The sequence below is a fragment of the Candidatus Hydrogenedens sp. genome, assembly GCA_035378955.1.
In the GTDB taxonomy this organism is placed as follows: domain Bacteria; phylum Hydrogenedentota; class Hydrogenedentia; order Hydrogenedentales; family Hydrogenedentaceae; genus Hydrogenedens.
This window is the reverse complement of sequence record DAOSUS010000065.1, coordinates 1-17111: the sequence shown is the minus strand read 5'-3', so window position 1 is coordinate 17111 and position 17111 is coordinate 1. Positions and strand designations below refer to the sequence as shown.

Here is a 17111-nt window from a genome sequence, read left to right as displayed (position 1 = left end):
GATAACACGGTTACATCACCAATTTTATTTAAACCCATTGATTTTGGTGCAGACATTGTAGTCCACAGTGCAACAAAGGTTATTGGAGGTCATGGGACATCCTTAGGAGGTGTTATTGTAGATAGTGGCAAATTTGATTGGGATAATGGAAAATTCCCTGAATTTACATCACCTAATCCTAACTATCACGGTATGGTTTTTAATGATATATTCAAACCCTTGGGAAACATCAGTTATATTATTAAGGCTCGAGTAACTCTTTTAAGAGATATGGGTCCTTGCTTATCTCCATTTAATGCTTTCTTATTGCTACAAGGATTGGAAACGATTCATTTACGGGTTCCTCGACATTGCGAAAATGCTCTTAAAGTAGCCCAATTTTTAGAGAAGCATAAAGCAGTAAAATGGGTGAATTACCCCGGACTTCCGTCCCATCCTGATTATGCTCGAGCACAAAAATATATGCCGCATGGTCAGGGTGCTATTGTGGGTTTTGGAATAAAGGGAGATATTCCTTCTGCGAAAAAGTTTATTGATAATTTGAAACTCATATCTCATCTTGCTAATGTTTTAGATGCAAAAACATTGGTTATTCATCCTGCATCTACAACCCATCAGCAATTATCGCCTGAAGAGCAAAAAGCAGCCGGCGTAACTCCTGATTTCATTCGATTGTCTGTAGGTATTGAAGATATTGATGATATACTGGAAGATTTAGAGCAAGCCTTAAATAAATCACAGGAGTAAACTTCAGGTAATATAAAGTTATGGAAATAGCAAATGTAGGAATTGTAGAAACGAAATACTATACTTTTGCCCACTCTCCGGAGTTTCTCACTCTGGAGAGTGGTGCAAGGTTAAGTCCAGTCACGATTGCATACGAAACTTATGGTGTTCTATCTCCTAAAAAAGATAATGCTATCCTTGTATGTCATGCTTTATCAGGTGATGCCCATGCCGCAGGTTATCATAGCAAGGAAGATAATAAACCCGGGTGGTGGGACCCCATGATAGGACCAGGAAAAGCATTGGATACAAACCAATATTTTGTTGTCTGTTCCAATACTTTGGGAGGATGCTCTGGCTCTACAGGACCTATGTCCATCAATCCCGAAACAGGGCAGCCTTATGGCACTGATTTTCCTTTTGTAACAATTGGAGATATGGTCAATGCCCAATATGAACTAATGAAACACTTAGATATACCTCAATGGCTTTGTGTTATTGGTGGTTCTATGGGCGGTATGCAGGCTTTAGAATGGAGTGTCCGCTATCCTGACAAAACAAAATCTATTGTGGTAATTTCTGCACCCCCTGTTAGTGAAGCCCAACAGATTGCTTTTCATGCTGTTGGAAGACATGCCATACTTTCCGACCCTAAATTTGCCAATAGTAAATATTATCCATCGCCAGGTCCTACTAACGGATTGGCTGTTGCACGCATGCTATCTCATATCACTTATCTTTCCGATGATTCAATGAAAAATAAATTTGGGAGAAAATTACAGAATGGGGAACAATTCCGTTATGATGTTAATAAAGAATTTTCTATAGAAAGTTATTTAGATTATCAGGGAGAAAAATTTGTTAATCGTTTTGATGCTAATTCCTACCTTTATATAACAAAAGCCATTGATTACTTTGACATTTCACGGGGATATAAGAATTTAGATGATGCTTTAAGTAGAGTTCAAGGAAAAACTTTAGTAATATCATTTTCTTCAGATTGGTTATACCCTCCTGAAAAGTCGAGAGAAATTGTGTTTGCACTTGCTCGTCAAAAGAAAAATGTTAGTTACTGCAATATTCAATCTCCGTATGGACATGATTCGTTTCTTATTGACTACAAAAATATGACAGAACTAATCAGTGGATTTCTAAAACATGTTTATTTCCCCGATAGACCTTGCCCCAAATGTTTAGCCAATGATAGACAGGAAAAGATAGAACCTAAAAAAGTTATACCTAATAGTATCTATTCAGGCTCACGAATTGACCTGGATTTGATAGTAAAATTAATCGAATATAATGCCCGTATATTAGACCTTGGTTGTGGAGCAGGCACTCTTTTATGTCGCCTTGACCGTGAAAAGAAAACCGATGGATTAGGTATTGAAATCAATCAGGAAAATGTTATTAGTGCCGTTTCTTGTGGTTTGCCGGTTATTCAAGCTGATATTGATGAAGGACTTTCGGAATTGCCGGATAATTGTTTCGATTATGTAATTTTGAGCATGACTTTGCAGGTCATAAAACGACCTGACCTTGTATTAAAAGAAATACTCCGTATCGGTAAAAGAGGTATAGTCAGTTTTCCTAACTTTGGACACTGGAAAGTGCGTTTTAATATTTTGTTTAAAGGCGTTTCTCCTGTAACACCGAATCTTCCTTATTCCTGGTATGAAAGTCCAAATAGACATTTCTTCACATTAAAAGACTTTCAAAACCTTTGCAAGGAAATGAATATAAAAATACTTAAAGAAATTTCTCTAAATTCTAAGGGTACCGTTCATTATTTAAAAAATCTCATAGCAGAAGAAGCTGTTTACATATTAGAAAAAGAATAAACTTATCTTTTATAATTTATCCATTACTCTCTATTAATATTTTCCCCTTTTGCTATGGAGATACACCTATGTTGTTTGATTTAGAATTAATAAAAAATGTTTTAAATAACTATCAAAATGATATAAAAGAAATTCGAGATAAGTTAAACCGTCCTCTAACTCTTACAGAGAAAATCCTATATAGCCATGTATCTAACAAAGCCGATATTCGTGAAATTAAGAGAGGAGATGAATATATTGAGTTCAATCCGGATAGGGTTGCCATGCAAGATGCTACAGCCCAAATGGCATTATTGCAGTTTATGCAAGCAGGTAGACCTAAAGTCGCCGTTCCTACCACAGTCCATTGTGACCATCTAATCCAGGCAGAAAAAGGGGCAACATCCGATTTACAAAAAGCACTAAAAGAGAACGAAGAAGTTTATAACTTTCTTTACAGTGTTTCCCAAAAATATGGGATAGGCTTCTGGAAACCGGGAGCAGGGATTATTCATCAGGTAATTTTAGAAAACTACGCCTTCCCCGGCGGAATGATGATAGGAACCGATTCTCATACTCCTAATGCAGGGGGATTAGGAATGATAGCCATAGGTGTAGGGGGTGCCGATGCGGTAGATGTTATGGCAGGTCTTCCCTGGGAATTGAAATTCCCAAAGATTCTTGGTGTTAAACTCACTGGAGAATTAAAAGGCTGGACATCTCCAAAAGATGTGATATTAAAATTAGCCGGTATTCTTACTGTTAAAGGGGGAACAGGATATATTATTGAATACTTTGGACCTGGCGTAGAGACAATTTCATGCACGGGCAAAGCAACCATCTGCAATATGGGTGCCGAAGTAGGGGCAACCTGTTCTATTTTCCCTTTTGATAAACGGATGAAAGATTATTTATTTCACACAGGCAGGGAAAAAGTTGCACAATTATGCGAAGCATTAAGCAAAGAACTATGTCCTGATACGGATGTTGTTTTAACTCCCGAAAAATATTACGATTTAGTAATAGAAATAGACCTATCCACACTGGAACCATACTTAAATGGTCCATTCACACCTGATTTAGCCACTCCTATCTCTCAAATCAAAGAAAAGGCTATCGCAAACAACTGGCCTCTCAAAGTAGAGGTAGGTTTGATAGGTTCATGCACAAATTCTTCCTATGAGGATTTAAGCAGGTCGGCATCTATTGCACGACAGGCAGTATCCAAAAAATTAAAGGCAAAAGCAGAATTTATAATAACTCCCGGGTCTGAACAAATACATGAAACAATTGAAAGAGATGGTATACTTAAAGACTTTGAGAATATAAATGGGGTTGTTCTTGCTAATGCATGTGGTCCTTGCATTGGCCAATGGGCAAGACATCGCTATAGTCCTAATGATGAACCGAATACAATTGTAACTTCATTTAATAGAAATTTTGCAAAAAGGAATGATGGTAACCCTAAAACTCATGCTTTTGTATCTTCCCCAGAAATCGTAACAGCGTTAGTTTTATCCGGAGATATTACATTTAATCCGTTAACCGATAAATTAATCAATGAAGAAGGGGTCGAAGTAATGTTAGACCCTCCTACAGGTGACGAATTTCCCAGAAACGGTTTTGTATGTAGTAATTCTGGCTATGTTCCACCTGCAGAACAATCTCAAAACCTAAATGTAGATGTGCGCGCTGATTCACAACGATTACAATTATTAGAACCCTTCCCTCCAAACAATGGAGACCTTATAGGTTTATATCTTCTACTAAAAATCAAAGGAAAATGCACAACAGACCATATATCCCCTGCAGGACCATGGTTAAAATATCGAGGACATCTTGATAATATCTCTAATAATTGTTTCATGGGTGCTATTAACGCATTCAACAACAAATCAAATACTACAAAAAACTTATTAACTTCTGAATATGGAACTGTATCACAGGTTCAACGCTTTTATAAACAAAAAGGGATAGGAACCATTGTAGTTGGTGATGAAAACTATGGAGAAGGTTCTTCCCGCGAACATGCTGCCATGGAACCGAGATATTTAGGTGTAAAGGCTATCCTCGTTCGTAGTTTCGCTCGTATCCATGAAACAAACCTAAAAAAACAGGGAATTCTTGCTCTTACCTTTGCAGACCCTAAAGACTACGATAAAATTCAAGAAGATGATAAGATTGATATATTAGGTCTTGACGACTTTTCACCACAAAAACCTCTAACCGTTGTCATTCATCACTCCGATGGAACAAAAGAAACCCTATTAGCAAACCATTCTTACAACGCCACACAAATCGAATGGTATAAATCGGGTGGTGCATTGAACATTATTAGGAAACAATTCTCAAAAAAAGAAATGTGATTTAAAAGAACACATCATCTTATTTGTGTTTTCCTATTTATAACTTATCAACAAAGAGGATTTTAATAATTTTTAAATGAGAATGGTTATATGAAACTATTAATGGGAGAAGTATACTATCACTCATTTGATAGATAATAATATCTTGCTTCCTTAATTTTTTTATCCTCGCCCCTCTATCCAATCCATTCTATCCTGTCTCATTTGTCTCACATCTTCGCAATAACTATCAACAAACATTTACCTTCCAAAAGCAATTAGCCCTTGTTATATTTGCTACAACAAGGGCTATAAAAATACCAAGAATAGTTTATATTACTCTTGTGCTTCCTTGAACTGATTTATAATTGCTGTTAATGTCTGTTTAGCATCTCCAAAAATCATTCGTGTATTTTCTTTAAAGAATAGCGGGTTTTCAACACCAGAGAAACCCGATGCGAGAGAACGCTTCAAGACAAAACAGGTTTTAGCGTAATCTACATTAATAATAGGCATTCCATAGATAGCACTCTTAGGATTTTCTCTTGCTGACGGATTTACGACATCATTCGCACCAACAACAATACAAACATCTACTGTGTCGATAATCGGATTAATATCGTCCATCTCCAATAATTGGTCATAAGGCACATTGGCTTCTGCCAATAAGACATTCATGTGACCTGGCATACGACCTGCAACAGGGTGAATGGCATACTTTACCTCTGCCCCATTTTTTTCTAATAAGTCCGCAAGTTCCTTTACCACATGTTGAGCCTGTGCAACTGCCATACCATAACCAGGAACAAATACAACAGAACGAGCCGCCTCTAATACGAAATAGGCATCTTCAGGTGATAATGCTTTTACTTCACCAGTCTCAGATGTGCTAACTGACCCTTCAGATGAACCAAAGCCACTGAATAAGACATTAGCAAGGGAACGATTCATTGCTTTACACATAATTGCTGTAAGAATAATACCACTTGCACCGACTAATGCCCCCGCCACGATTAGTACTGTATTATTTAATACGAAACCGGATGCACATGCTGCCATACCTGAATAACTATTTAACAAACATATAACAACAGGCATATCCGCACCGCCAATGGGGATAGTAACTAAAATACCCAGAATATTTGATAATATCATTAACAAAATAACTGCTGGATACATTAAAGGACCATTAGGACTGGCAAAGAAAAGAACTCCAATTATGATAGACAATCCTAATACGATAGCGTTTACTAACTGCTGTCCCTTAAATAGAATTGGTTTTCCTTGAATTTTTTCTTCTAACTTTGCATAAGCAACCATACTTCCTGAGAAGGTAACTCCACCGATTAACATCGCCAGATAAGTTGCAAGTATTAATACAATATTTTCCAGGCTATATGCCCCATAACCTTTATATGTAACATGAAAATCAGACCAACCGACTAACATACTGGCAAGTCCGCCTGTTCCATTGAAAAATGCAACAAATCCCGGCATAGAAGTCATCGGGACTTTTATCGCAGCAATGGCTCCAATAATGCTTCCTATAAGTCCTCCGATTATTATCCACTCATAAGATTTGATTACCGGATTGACAAGCGTAACTGCAATAGCAAGGCACATACCTAATCCAGAAATGATATTTCCCTTAATGGCGGTTGTTGGCTTACTGAGCATTTTCAGACCTAAAATAAAGGTAACCGCCGATACCATATAGGCAACTTCAATTAATATTTTAATAGTTTCGTTCACGGTTACTTCCTTTCCTTCCCTTTAAACATTCTTAACATTCTGTCTGTAACAAGATAACCACCGGCAACATTTATCATGGCACAAATCATTGCGATTACACCAATACCTATCAATAACACCGAATTTCTCCCTTGTCCCGCAGCTAAGCATGCACCTACGACTGTTATTCCCGATATAGCATTAGACCCGGACATTAAGGGCGTATGAAGTTGTGATGGCACTTTGGTCAAAATTTCTACTCCAAGAAATACCGATATTAAGAAAGTAAACAAAAGTAATGTCATGGGGTTTAATGCCCTGCTACTGGGCAAGGATTGTTCTGTCTCACATTCTGTTGCAACAACCGCAGGTATTGCTGAAGAACCTACATTACTTTCTGCTTTCACTTTTGGGAAACTCCCCAATAATAAAAGGGATAGGATAGATACAAACACCACCAAACTTACCCATCCCATCAGGGGAATTTTATTTAGTTTTACTATCCTTTTTTTCATTGTTAGCTCCTTGCCTTTTGTATTAATTCATTTCTTAATTTACCTTCATGAATTATTAAACATCCATTTAATATTTCGTCTTCTAATTTGTAATTAAAAGACTTTGTTTCCTTATTCCAGAAATGTTCAATCAAATTCCCTAAATTAGCGGAATACATTTGACTGGCATGAACTGCAACACGTCCCGGAAAATTCTCCGCTCCAATAACAATCACATTATCTATAATCACTTCTTCACCGGGTTTTGAACCTTCCACATTTCCACCGGTTTCTGCAGCAAGGTCTACAATAACACTACCCGGTCGCATTGCCTTTATCATATCATTGGTAACCAATAATGGAGCCTTTTTACCAAAAACCTGTGCTGTTGTAATGACAACATCCGATTGGGCTATAACCTTTTTCATTCCTTCCCGTTGCTTTTGTTTCTGTTCTTCCGTAAGTTCCAGTGCATAACCATCTTTTGTCTGCCCGGTGGGTCCTACATCAATTTTTACGAATTTCGCTCCTAACGATAATACCTGTTCTTCAACCACAGGTCTTGTATCAAACGCATCAACTCGGGCTCCTAATCTTTTCGCTGTGGCTATTGCTTGCAAACCAGCAACACCGCAACCAATAATGAATATACGAATTGGTTTTAATGTTCCTGCGGGTGTCATCATCATGGGAAATACCATAGGTAATCTATTCGCAGCAACTATAACCGCAACATAACCCGCTAAATTTGCTTGTGAACTCAAAGCGTCCATCTTTTGGGCTAATGTTGTTCGCGGAATCATTTCCATAGATATTGCGTTAACTTCATTCTTAATAAATTCATCCTGTATGGCAAAATCAAAGAAGGGTTCCAAATAGCTAATATGCAGAGAACCTCTCTTTTGTAATTTTATTTCTTCAATAGGAGGTTTTCTTAATCGTAAAACAATATCTGCATTTTTTAATCCTTCCTCTCGTGATACGACTTTCGCTCCTGCTTCTATATACTGTTCATTCGAATAACCACAACTCCACCCCATATCAGACTCAATGCATACTTCGGCTCCTAACTTTACCAATTTTTTTACCGTATCAGGGACTATTGGTATTCGAGTCTCTTTGGGGTAAACTTCCTTAGGAATAAAAATCATAAAAATACCCTCTCAATCATTTAATTATTCATTCTGAAAAGCAATTGAGTTTACAAAACAAGATATATTAAATTAATATTATAAGGTATGATTGTAAAATTTTTCAACTTTTAAATAAATTTTACTTACCATTAAATAGTCTATTTCTACAATAACATAAAATCTTTTTTTCTTTTATCTACTATATATTGTTACCCCATATTTTACACTCCGTATAAAATATAATCAGTTTCAATTTAGATATTTTATGTCCGATTAGTTTAAGAATTTAGTATAAAATTTTTCTTATACGAAAAGTTACTATTTCTTCTTTATTTCTTTATAATCGCTAAAATAAATAATAAAAAATTTTTAAAATTGCACTTGACAAACCACTATATATTGTGCTACTATATATTTGGTGTTTGGGAATTGCGTATGCCCGATTCCTCAGACCAGCCCAAAACTTCAATATAAATGTTGAATATGAATTTTCCTCTTGCGCCTACAGAGCAATTTCTCAGACACCCCCCGCAAATATAGCGGCAGGAATGCCCAAGCCTGCCGCTCCTCCCTTTTAATATTCTTTTCTTTTTATTTCTCATTCAAGTGTTTTATAATTTATTATTCTTTTACTTTTAACAAAAATGTAATAATATATGACTATACAACTTCCCACAGGTTATAAAATACTTTCAAATACTATCGCTCATGTAATTTTAAGAGAAGACCTATCCCCTGACTTATTTGACATAGTATCTGATATACTTTCTAATTCCATATCTAATAAATTAATACCCTTATCAGGTGGTCGAAACAAAATTTTTTTATTCAAATTAAACACAAACTCATCTGTTCTAATAAAGCAATATTTCCATGGTGGTATCTCAGAAAAAATTTTTCCTAAACTTTATTTCCTTTCAAATCGTTTTTTGCATGAATTTTACATGTATATAAATATACTAAAAGATAATTTACCAGTTCCTGAATATCTCGGAGGATTTTGGTCGAAAAAATTGGGGTTTTATAAATGCGGGGTAATCACTGATTATATTCCAGAGACATATACATTAGAAGAACTTTTAAAAAACAATTTCTTTTCAATTGAAGAAAAATACGACATACTTATCAAATGTGGAAAGATTATAAAAAATATGCACGATATCGGAATTTTTCATAATGATTTACAAATAAGGAATTTATTAATTGATTCTAAAAACAAATCTGTTTTTCTAATTGATTTCGATAATGCAAAAAAAATAACTACATTTAATAATTATTACCGTTCTCAAAATTTGTTAAGATTAAAACGCTCTTTTATAAAAAGAGGTATTAGCACTGACTTTTTTAATATTCTATTAAAAGGTTATGCTATTTCGAACCTCTCTTTCCTGGCAAAGCTATTTTTATATCCTCATATACAATGGGTAAATTATAAAATTCGTCACATTAATAAAAATAGTTAGTTACCAATGGTATATAAAAGCAATTCACGATATAGAATCTGGTCAAATGAAGAAAACTTTGACCCGGAAATCTTCTTATATGAAATATCTAATAAAGGTATAGTATTGAAAAAAACAGCCAAAGTTTCCTCCTTTCAATGGCGTTCTTACTTTGTAAAAAAAACAAACTATCCAATTTATGAGGGAATATTTAGACATTTATTTTTATCCAATCGTTGTAGAAATGCATGGAATATAAGTAATTATTTAATACATGCTCACATACCTACCCCTAAACCTATTGCGTACCTCGAAATGTTAAATTATTCATTACCTTATCAACATTTCTTCCTCTCTGAATACCTTTTTGATAGTTACAATGTTGAGATATTCATTAAAGATGATATTTATTCAAGGAAAGGGATAACATTAGAAGACTTCTTCAATACAATGAAAGAGTTCCTTCTCCTTTTATGGGAAAAAGGGATATATCACAAAGACTTATCCGGTAAAAATCTACTCACGGTAAATGGAAAATCCATATATTTGGTAGATTTAGACTCTACCCATTTGATAAATCATTTTACAATAAAATATAAAATAAGGAACTTAATACAGATTTACGATTCCTTTTGTGATTTTGTAGATGAATATATATTAAAGGATTTAATTTTTACGGTGCTAAATGATTCATCATTAAACAAATTAACTATAATCTATAATAAAATAAAAGAACTCCAAAGACAACGGAGAACACAACATTTAAGAAATATGCAAAGTCAAAAATAAAAAAAGGATAATTCTTCCTGATGGAAAATAAATTTGATAGTGAAATTACAAAATTAGATTGGCTGGATGAAAATGTCCGAAATTACATTCAATCCATATATCGGGTTCAGCACTTTTATTCTAACTTAACGGATATTGAACAACTTATTGTAATCATAACAGAAGAATGTAAAAAGGCATGTAATGCTGAAGCAGGCTCTTTATTGCTCTATGATGAAAAAAAGAAAGAACTTTCTTTTCAGGTAACTTTAGGTCCCGTTGGTTCTGAAATAGTAAAGAAAGAAATTCGCATACCTATAAACTGTGGAATTGCCGGAGAAGTTGCGAGAACAAAAAAACCTTTGATTGTTAATGATGTCAGGAACGATTCTCGTTTTTTCCCGGGAGTAGATATGGCAACTCAATTTTCAACCCGAAATATTCTTGCTGTTCCATTAATTGACCGTCAACGATTAATTGGTGTTATAGAAATGGTTAATAAAATTGGGAATGAACCTTTTTCTCATGAAGACCTCCGTTTTCTGGAAATTTTAGCATCATGGGCTGCTTCTGCTGTTGTAAATTCCCAATTAATCCAGGAAAAATTACAGGCAGAACGCTTCGCTGCCATAGGTTATACATTAACTGCATTAGCCCATCATTTAAAAAATATACTCACTGGAATGTTAACCAGCACCGAACTTATCGAAAAATCATTGAACCAAAAAAATTATGAAGTTGTTCATAAAGCATGGCCTGTACTTAAAAGAACTTCCCTTTATGTCTTTGAATTTGTTAAAGATTTATTGTTATTTTCTAAACCTCGAACCCCACAAAAAATATATTGTCATTTAGAAGATATAACCAATAAGGTATCAGAATTCTTCTCTGACCTTTTCTCCAACCGACAAATCCAACTCATAATTGATATATCCCAAGTAAAAGACAAGGTGCTCCTTGACCCCAATGGTATTATTCATTGTTTAACTAATTTACTTCTAAATTCCGGTGAAGCAGTTCCTGAAAAAAAAGGTATTGTTAAAATTGAAGGAGAATTATCTCCAAATAAAGATTTAATTATTACGGTGTCCGATAATGGAAAAGGTATCCTGCCTGAAGACATAGAACATATCTTTGAACCTTTCTTTACAACCAAAGGATATCGAGGGACAGGTTTAGGTTTATCCGTTACCAAAAAAATTGTAGAAGAACATGGTGGTAAAATTAATGTAGTTAGTAAAAAAGACAAAGGCACAAAGTTTATAATTACACTCCCCCAGAGTAATACAGAAACGAATAGAAAGGAGACAATTTAAGCAATGAAACAATTCAAAAACCTTGAATCCGTAGGATGGATTTTCTGGGCGATTTGTAGTGTCTTTTTACTTATTCCAAATTATTTTTTATCAGGACTATTACTCTATGATAATTCCTTAGGTGCCCATATAGGTTTCACTATAGGTATGTCTGCTGTTATAGGTGCCGTTATTGCATGGGTTGTCAATGAAATTCTTTATAGAATAAATCTTGCAAAATATAAAGAAACGAAGAAAAGAGAAAGAAAAAAGAAGAAGAAAGCCAGTTAAATATTTTTTGGAGAAAAGCCTTGAATTTACTTGATTTGCTTGATTATGTAGAAAAAAATCCGAAAGATTACGAAAACCGATGGAAATTAGCAAAAAAACTTTATCAGAACAAAGATTATTCTTTAGCATTAGAACATCTAACCATACTTAAAAATGAATGGGAGCCTTATGTCAATGTTTATCGCTTTTTATCGGCAACATTATATCGTCTTGGCAAGTATGAAGAATCTATAAACGAACTTAAAAAAGCCATTGAAAAATGGGATAAAGAACCCGGTCTATATGAACAACTGGGAAGAGCATTGATTTCAGCCGGAAAAATTGAAGAGGCGCGAAAAGTTTATGAAAAACTCGCCGAAATTTGTCCTGAACATAAGTGGGCGCAAACTGCTGTATCACGAATAGAAAGTTTTTTAAGTAAAAAACATGTAAGAAAGACACCTTTTCCATTTACTTTCGGTTCTGAATTTGATTTACTCCCCGAATCTATATGTAAACGCTGTGGAGCAGAGAATAAAGGCTATATTGACCGATGTTGGAAATGTGGAGAGTCTCTTACACCAGAAACCACTCGGGCTGATTTAACGACAACAGATATAAATTTGGCCCCTGTTGCTATGTTAACACCTGAAATTATAATGCTCTTGTTAGGTCTGGTTACCATTTCCTTTATATCTGTAAATATCTTTATGTCTCTAAAGTTCCTATTGGGAGATTATAAATCTGTTCATGTTAGTTTGACCTTCTGGGATATTTACCGACATGAACTCTTTCCTGCCCATTTTATCACCACCATTATTTTGCTCTTTATTTCACCTATATTTATCAAATTAGGATTAAATATAACGGGTTTAAGAGAAAAAATTCCTTATAATCTTATCATTCTAACAGGATTGATTATTGCATCTTTTATCAGTCTATCATCATGGTTACCCAAGCCTTTATTTTTGTGGGGCTTTATAATGGTTCCTATCTTTTCCTTTCTTGTTATTTTTGGGACATTTGCTACATCTCTTATAAAGACCTTAAATCTTTGTTTATTTCAGATGTTTATGCTATTTATATCAACTGTTATCATCTTTAGTGCTGTAGAATCTCATATCCTGAATACTTTCATAAATCCTTTTACTCAAATTCCTGCAGTTGCCCGTTTCTTCAAATATCAACATATACAACCTCCTCACACTATGGAACTAAAAAGCACTGATGGCTCTCCTATAACAAAAAACATAGCCTTTGAGAAAACAGGTTCTTATTGGCTCGATATAAGAGCCAACAGAATAAAAATAGACCTCTTTTTAGATAATATCGATACATTTATTTGTGAAGTTAATAAAGGAGAAACAAAACCTATTATTTATTACAAAAACAGGTCTGATAAATTGTCAGCGAATTGTTCTGTAAATACAGATGAAATCTTTACATTCAAAATCTCTACGGAAAATAAAACACCATTTGTTGCCCGAATACAAAGCCTTTTTATTTTAAGTCCCCAGTAAATAGTAAATATTCTCTTGCAGTTTTATTATCCGGAAAACGATAAAGACACTCTCGATACCATTTTATGGCTTCTTCTTTCTTTCTTAATTCTTCTGCACATCTGCCTAATAACAGATAAATATTCCCCTCATCTGTTTTTTTGAGTGCCTTCTTCAATATTTCATATGCGTTCTTGTAATCTTTTTTTCTTATCAATTCCTGAGCATAACCCTCATACATAGCATAAGTGGCAAATTTAGAACTCACCAATACTTTGTATTGGGATTCACAATCATGTCCTAATATTAGTAGTCTTTCCGCTTGCCGAAGTTTGTAGTCCGGAATCCATAATGTATAAGTAAGGAATAGAATGGATAAAAGACTAAGAACAGAGAAAATAATTCTTGCTTTATTATTCACATTCCCTAATTTTTCTATCTGTATATTTTTTTCTTTGAAAATTCTTCGCTTTTCCTTATGTATAGACAAACAGGCTACAATCAAATGAGAAGAACTTATTAAAATCGGATTTAAAAAAGAAACAAAAATAAATACCCACCATACATAGGGATTCCGATAAATAAAAATAGGATAAAAATAAAATAATCCTACAAGTAAAAATCCTGATATACCTGCTTCAGTCAACAATTCAAGTATGTCATTATGGGCATGTAAGGTTAATAACTCATTTCTAATATGGATACTTCCATAACTTGAATTTAAGGCATCCGCTAAATATTTAGGACTCCAATAATAAAAGTTTCCAAAACCTACCCCGAAAAATGGATGAGATAAAAACATTCGAATAGACCCATCATATACCCACAAACGGACACGGAACCCTACATCTATGTCAGTAAAACTGTATTTTAAACGCTCATATATAAGTGGTAAGGTAATTAGTATTCCCAATAACATGGCTATTAGAATATATATCTGTTTCTTTCTATGCCCAATATTTTTTTCATATCTACTTATAAAATAAAAAGCCATTACCCCTAAAACTGAAAGCCATGAACTTCGCGAATTACTCAAAATCAATCCATATCCTAAAACAAAAAAACAAATAAACTTAAATATATCTCTTATTGGAATATTATCCCAACAAACTAAAGTGCTTATCATTACAATAGCAATATATGTTCCAGCAAGATTTTGATTACCGAACACAGAATACAACTGTTTATAAAAGGAATATTTAGGAAATAAAACAGGTAATAAATCAAAATATTGCACAATTAATAAAATAGCAACCAATAATCCTGATATTAGTATGCTATATTCTAAAACAGTGTCATAATTTCCTTTCCTGTTAATATCTGTTATTAAAATAACTGCAATAAACACCAAAAACAATTCTGCAGAACGAATCAATGCTTGTTCTGGAACTTTTGCGTATAAACAACTTAAAAACAAATACAAATTTAAGATTAAAAAGAAAACAAAGGGTAAAGGTAAAAATAATTTTTCTTTATTTTTTATAAAAAACGGCAATAACAAAACTAAAAAGATACTTAACACAATTTCTTTTGGATACAGAAATGATGTAAATTCAAAAGAAAATGCAATCGGTGGAATAAGCAAAATGCCAAGTAGAAGCATTCCAATTATTCTTTCCTTCCCCATAAAACTCATAGATATACTCTGTAATTTCTATATTCTTATTGTACTTGTATGTTTCTTTAACAAATTAAGAAAAGTCTTTTCTGTTTTTGACATGGATAAAAATCGAGGATAAATACAAACATAAGGGATAGACGGGGCTTTCTTTATCTTTATTATTTCTACTTTTTCTTGCCAATCCATAGCCACCATTCTTGGGACAAAAGAAACACCGAAACCTTCCGCTACATACTTCATTATCACCTGAAACGAGCCACCATCAATAACACATTTCGGTTCTATTTTTATCGTTTTCAAATATTTATTAATTATTCTTCCTGTTCTCGTCTTTGCATCTATCATAACAATAGATTCATTATGTAATTCGTAAATTATGTTCGTTGGCTTTTTCTTCGTAAAAGGATGTTTTTTAGATGTTACCAGATAAATAGGGTCCTCGCATATTTTTACTTCTTTTAAATTACTATGTCCTACAGGTTGAGTTACAACACCGATATTAATCTCTCCTCTATAGACCATATTTTCTATTTCATCTGAAGAACGAGTTATAACCGATAACTGAATTTGGGGAAATTGTCGTAAAAATTCTCTAATTACCTTAGGTAAGAGATGAAAGGCAAAGGTATCACTGGTCCCTATTTTTAACTCGGAAGAAAAACCCTGAGTTGCTTCCTGAAAAAGCATGCTAAATTTTTTTTGCATCAATGTAAACTCTTTTGCCAACTCATAAAAATTTTTCCCTAAAGGTGTCAAACATTTCCTTCTACGGTCGAACAGTTCTCCTCCTAATCTTTCTTCAATACTTTTTATCCTCTGGCTCAGGGCAGGTTGTGTTCTTCCTGTTTTTTCTGCAGCTTTCCCAAAAGAACCCGTTTCTACCAGGGCGCAGAAACATTGTAAAGCGTCGTAAGAAAAAGTATCCATAAGTTTTACTTATAGTTTTTATAATTAAAATTCATTAGCATTATACCTTGATATATGCTATTATATCTCCAATTTCCCAAACAAATTCATATTTAATATGGAAGTATTATACAAAAGAGCGTCTGAGATTCATTATTTATCATATTTATACTGTAAAGGATAATTCGATGGATAAACATTCAAAATTAAGTTATAAAGATGCTGGCGTTAATATTGACGCAGCCAATGAAGCAGTCGGTGAAATAAAAGAATTGGTTAAAAGAACCTTTAATGACCAGGTATTATCTAATATCGGTTTATTCGGTGGATTATTTCAACCTGACCTTCATGGAATAGAAGAACCTGTCCTTGTGTCAAGTATTGATGGTGTCGGAACAAAAATAAAGTTAGCCATTATGGCGAACAAACACGATACCGTTGGAATAGACCTTGTTTCTCACTGTGTCAATGATATACTCGTCCAGGGAGCTAAACCACTTTTTTTTCTGGACTATATTGCTATGGGGAAACTTAATCCTACTACAATTGTTGAAGTAGTAAAAGGATTGACATGGGGATGTGGTCAGGCAGGATGTGCATTGATTGGAGGTGAAACTGCAGAAATGCCCGATGTATATCAACCAGACGAATATGATTTAGTAGGTACAATAGTAGGTATTGTAGACCGTAAAAAAATTATTGATGGTTCTAACATACAAGCAGGAGATATTATTCTGGGTCTGTCATCATCGGGACTTCATACCAACGGATACACACTTGCAAGGAAAATATGCTTCGATGTTGCTAAATTAAAGTTAGAAGATACTTTCCCTGGAACAAACCAGTCTGTATACGATACACTAATGGCACCTCATACTTGTTATGCCAAAATCATGCAAATTGTTATTAAACTTGCGGATGTTCGGGGTATGGCTCATATAACAGGTGGAGGAATTACTGAAAACCTGCCCCGAATTCTTCCCGAAGGTATTGGAGCAGAAATAGACCTTTCTACATGGGAAGTTCCTTATCTATTTCGTTTCTTAAAAGAAACGGGCAAT

Annotated in this window: 14 protein-coding genes; 9 read left to right on the top strand and 5 right to left on the bottom strand. The window is 34.2% G+C overall.

Annotated features, from left to right (window positions below; translation table 11 throughout):
- The 3 genes from PLA12_11465 to PLA12_11455 form a co-directional block, all read left to right on the top strand.
- Positions 1-747: PLP-dependent transferase (locus tag PLA12_11465; protein HOQ33116.1), on the top strand; the 747-nt coding region annotated here is incomplete at its 5' end.
- A gap of 20 nt (positions 748-767) precedes the next feature.
- The gene (locus PLA12_11460) at positions 768-2567 is read left to right on the top strand and encodes a homoserine O-acetyltransferase (GenBank protein ID HOQ33115.1); all 1800 of its coding nucleotides are present in this window, start codon (positions 768-770) and stop codon (positions 2565-2567) included.
- A 68-nt stretch (positions 2568-2635) separates the two neighbouring features.
- Positions 2636-4912, top strand: coding sequence for an aconitate hydratase (locus tag PLA12_11455; GenBank protein HOQ33114.1), 2277 nt, complete (start codon positions 2636-2638; stop codon positions 4910-4912).
- Between the two features lie 315 nt (positions 4913-5227).
- On the opposite strand, the gene PLA12_11450 is transcribed toward PLA12_11455, so the two are convergent.
- The 3 genes from PLA12_11450 to PLA12_11440 form a co-directional block, all read right to left on the bottom strand.
- Positions 5228-6604, bottom strand: coding sequence for an NAD(P)(+) transhydrogenase (Re/Si-specific) subunit beta (locus PLA12_11450; GenBank protein HOQ33113.1), 1377 nt, complete (start codon positions 6602-6604; stop codon positions 5228-5230).
- Between the two features lie 41 nt (positions 6605-6645).
- A complete protein-coding gene (locus PLA12_11445; GenBank protein ID HOQ33112.1) occupies positions 6646-6927 on the bottom strand; it encodes an NAD(P) transhydrogenase subunit alpha in 282 nt (93 codons plus the stop codon).
- 212 nt (positions 6928-7139) lie between these two features.
- A complete protein-coding gene (locus PLA12_11440; protein HOQ33111.1) occupies positions 7140-8267 on the bottom strand; it encodes an NAD(P) transhydrogenase subunit alpha in 1128 nt (375 codons plus the stop codon).
- 638 nt (positions 8268-8905) lie between these two features.
- Between PLA12_11440 and PLA12_11435 the strand changes: the two genes are divergently transcribed.
- The 5 genes from PLA12_11435 to PLA12_11415 are packed head-to-tail and all read left to right on the top strand — an operon-like array spanning position 8906 to position 13544.
- Positions 8906-9712 (top strand): lipopolysaccharide kinase InaA family protein, encoded by an 807-nt coding sequence (locus PLA12_11435; GenBank protein ID HOQ33110.1) that lies wholly within the window; start codon positions 8906-8908, stop codon positions 9710-9712.
- A gap of 6 nt (positions 9713-9718) precedes the next feature.
- Positions 9719-10480, top strand: coding sequence for a lipopolysaccharide kinase InaA family protein (locus PLA12_11430; protein HOQ33109.1), 762 nt, complete (start codon positions 9719-9721; stop codon positions 10478-10480).
- 20 nt (positions 10481-10500) lie between these two features.
- On the top strand, positions 10501-11775 hold the full coding sequence (locus PLA12_11425; protein ID HOQ33108.1) for an ATP-binding protein: 1275 nt from the start codon (positions 10501-10503) through the stop codon (positions 11773-11775).
- A gap of 3 nt (positions 11776-11778) precedes the next feature.
- Complete coding sequence (locus PLA12_11420) at positions 11779-12045, top strand: hypothetical protein (protein ID HOQ33107.1); 267 nt, start codon at positions 11779-11781, stop codon at positions 12043-12045.
- A gap of 20 nt (positions 12046-12065) precedes the next feature.
- On the top strand, positions 12066-13544 hold the full coding sequence (locus PLA12_11415) for a hypothetical protein (GenBank protein ID HOQ33106.1): 1479 nt from the start codon (positions 12066-12068) through the stop codon (positions 13542-13544).
- Here the strand turns inward: PLA12_11415 and PLA12_11410 are convergent.
- Both PLA12_11410 and PLA12_11405 read right to left on the bottom strand, forming a co-directional pair.
- Complete coding sequence (locus PLA12_11410; protein HOQ33105.1) at positions 13525-15159, bottom strand: O-antigen ligase family protein; 1635 nt, start codon at positions 15157-15159, stop codon at positions 13525-13527. The two genes, PLA12_11415 and PLA12_11410, sit on opposite strands and share 20 nt — an antisense overlap.
- A gap of 18 nt (positions 15160-15177) precedes the next feature.
- Positions 15178-16071 carry a LysR family transcriptional regulator gene (locus PLA12_11405; protein ID HOQ33104.1) on the bottom strand — a complete coding sequence of 298 codons (894 nt, stop codon included), beginning with the start codon at positions 16069-16071 and terminating at the stop codon, positions 15178-15180.
- 167 nt (positions 16072-16238) lie between these two features.
- On the opposite strand from PLA12_11405, the gene purM reads away from it, so the two are divergent.
- On the top strand, positions 16239-17111 hold an 873-nt coding region (purM, locus tag PLA12_11400; GenBank protein HOQ33103.1), incomplete at its 3' end, for a phosphoribosylformylglycinamidine cyclo-ligase.

Bases quoted from the DNA above. Each gene is read 5' to 3' on its own strand.
- PLA12_11405 (HOQ33104.1), bottom strand. From the start codon at position 16,071: ATGGATACTTTTTCTTACGACGCTTTACAATGTTTCTGCGCCCTGGTA.
- PLA12_11425 (HOQ33108.1), top strand. From the start codon at position 10,501: ATGGAAAATAAATTTGATAGTGAAATTACAAAATTAGATTGGCTGGAT.
- PLA12_11455 (HOQ33114.1), top strand. From the start codon at position 2,636: ATGTTGTTTGATTTAGAATTAATAAAAAATGTTTTAAATAACTATCAA.
- PLA12_11435 (HOQ33110.1), top strand. From the start codon at position 8,906: ATGACTATACAACTTCCCACAGGTTATAAAATACTTTCAAATACTATC.
- PLA12_11445 (HOQ33112.1), bottom strand. From the start codon at position 6,927: ATGACATTACTTTTGTTTACTTTCTTAATATCGGTATTTCTTGGAGTA.
- PLA12_11440 (HOQ33111.1), bottom strand. From the start codon at position 8,267: ATGATTTTTATTCCTAAGGAAGTTTACCCCAAAGAGACTCGAATACCA.
- PLA12_11430 (HOQ33109.1), top strand. From the start codon at position 9,719: ATGGTATATAAAAGCAATTCACGATATAGAATCTGGTCAAATGAAGAA.
- PLA12_11460 (HOQ33115.1), top strand. From the start codon at position 768: ATGGAAATAGCAAATGTAGGAATTGTAGAAACGAAATACTATACTTTT.
- PLA12_11420 (HOQ33107.1), top strand. From the start codon at position 11,779: ATGAAACAATTCAAAAACCTTGAATCCGTAGGATGGATTTTCTGGGCG.
- PLA12_11410 (HOQ33105.1), bottom strand. From the start codon at position 15,159: ATGAGTTTTATGGGGAAGGAAAGAATAATTGGAATGCTTCTACTTGGC.
- PLA12_11450 (HOQ33113.1), bottom strand. From the start codon at position 6,604: ATGGTATCGGCGGTTACCTTTATTTTAGGTCTGAAAATGCTCAGTAAG.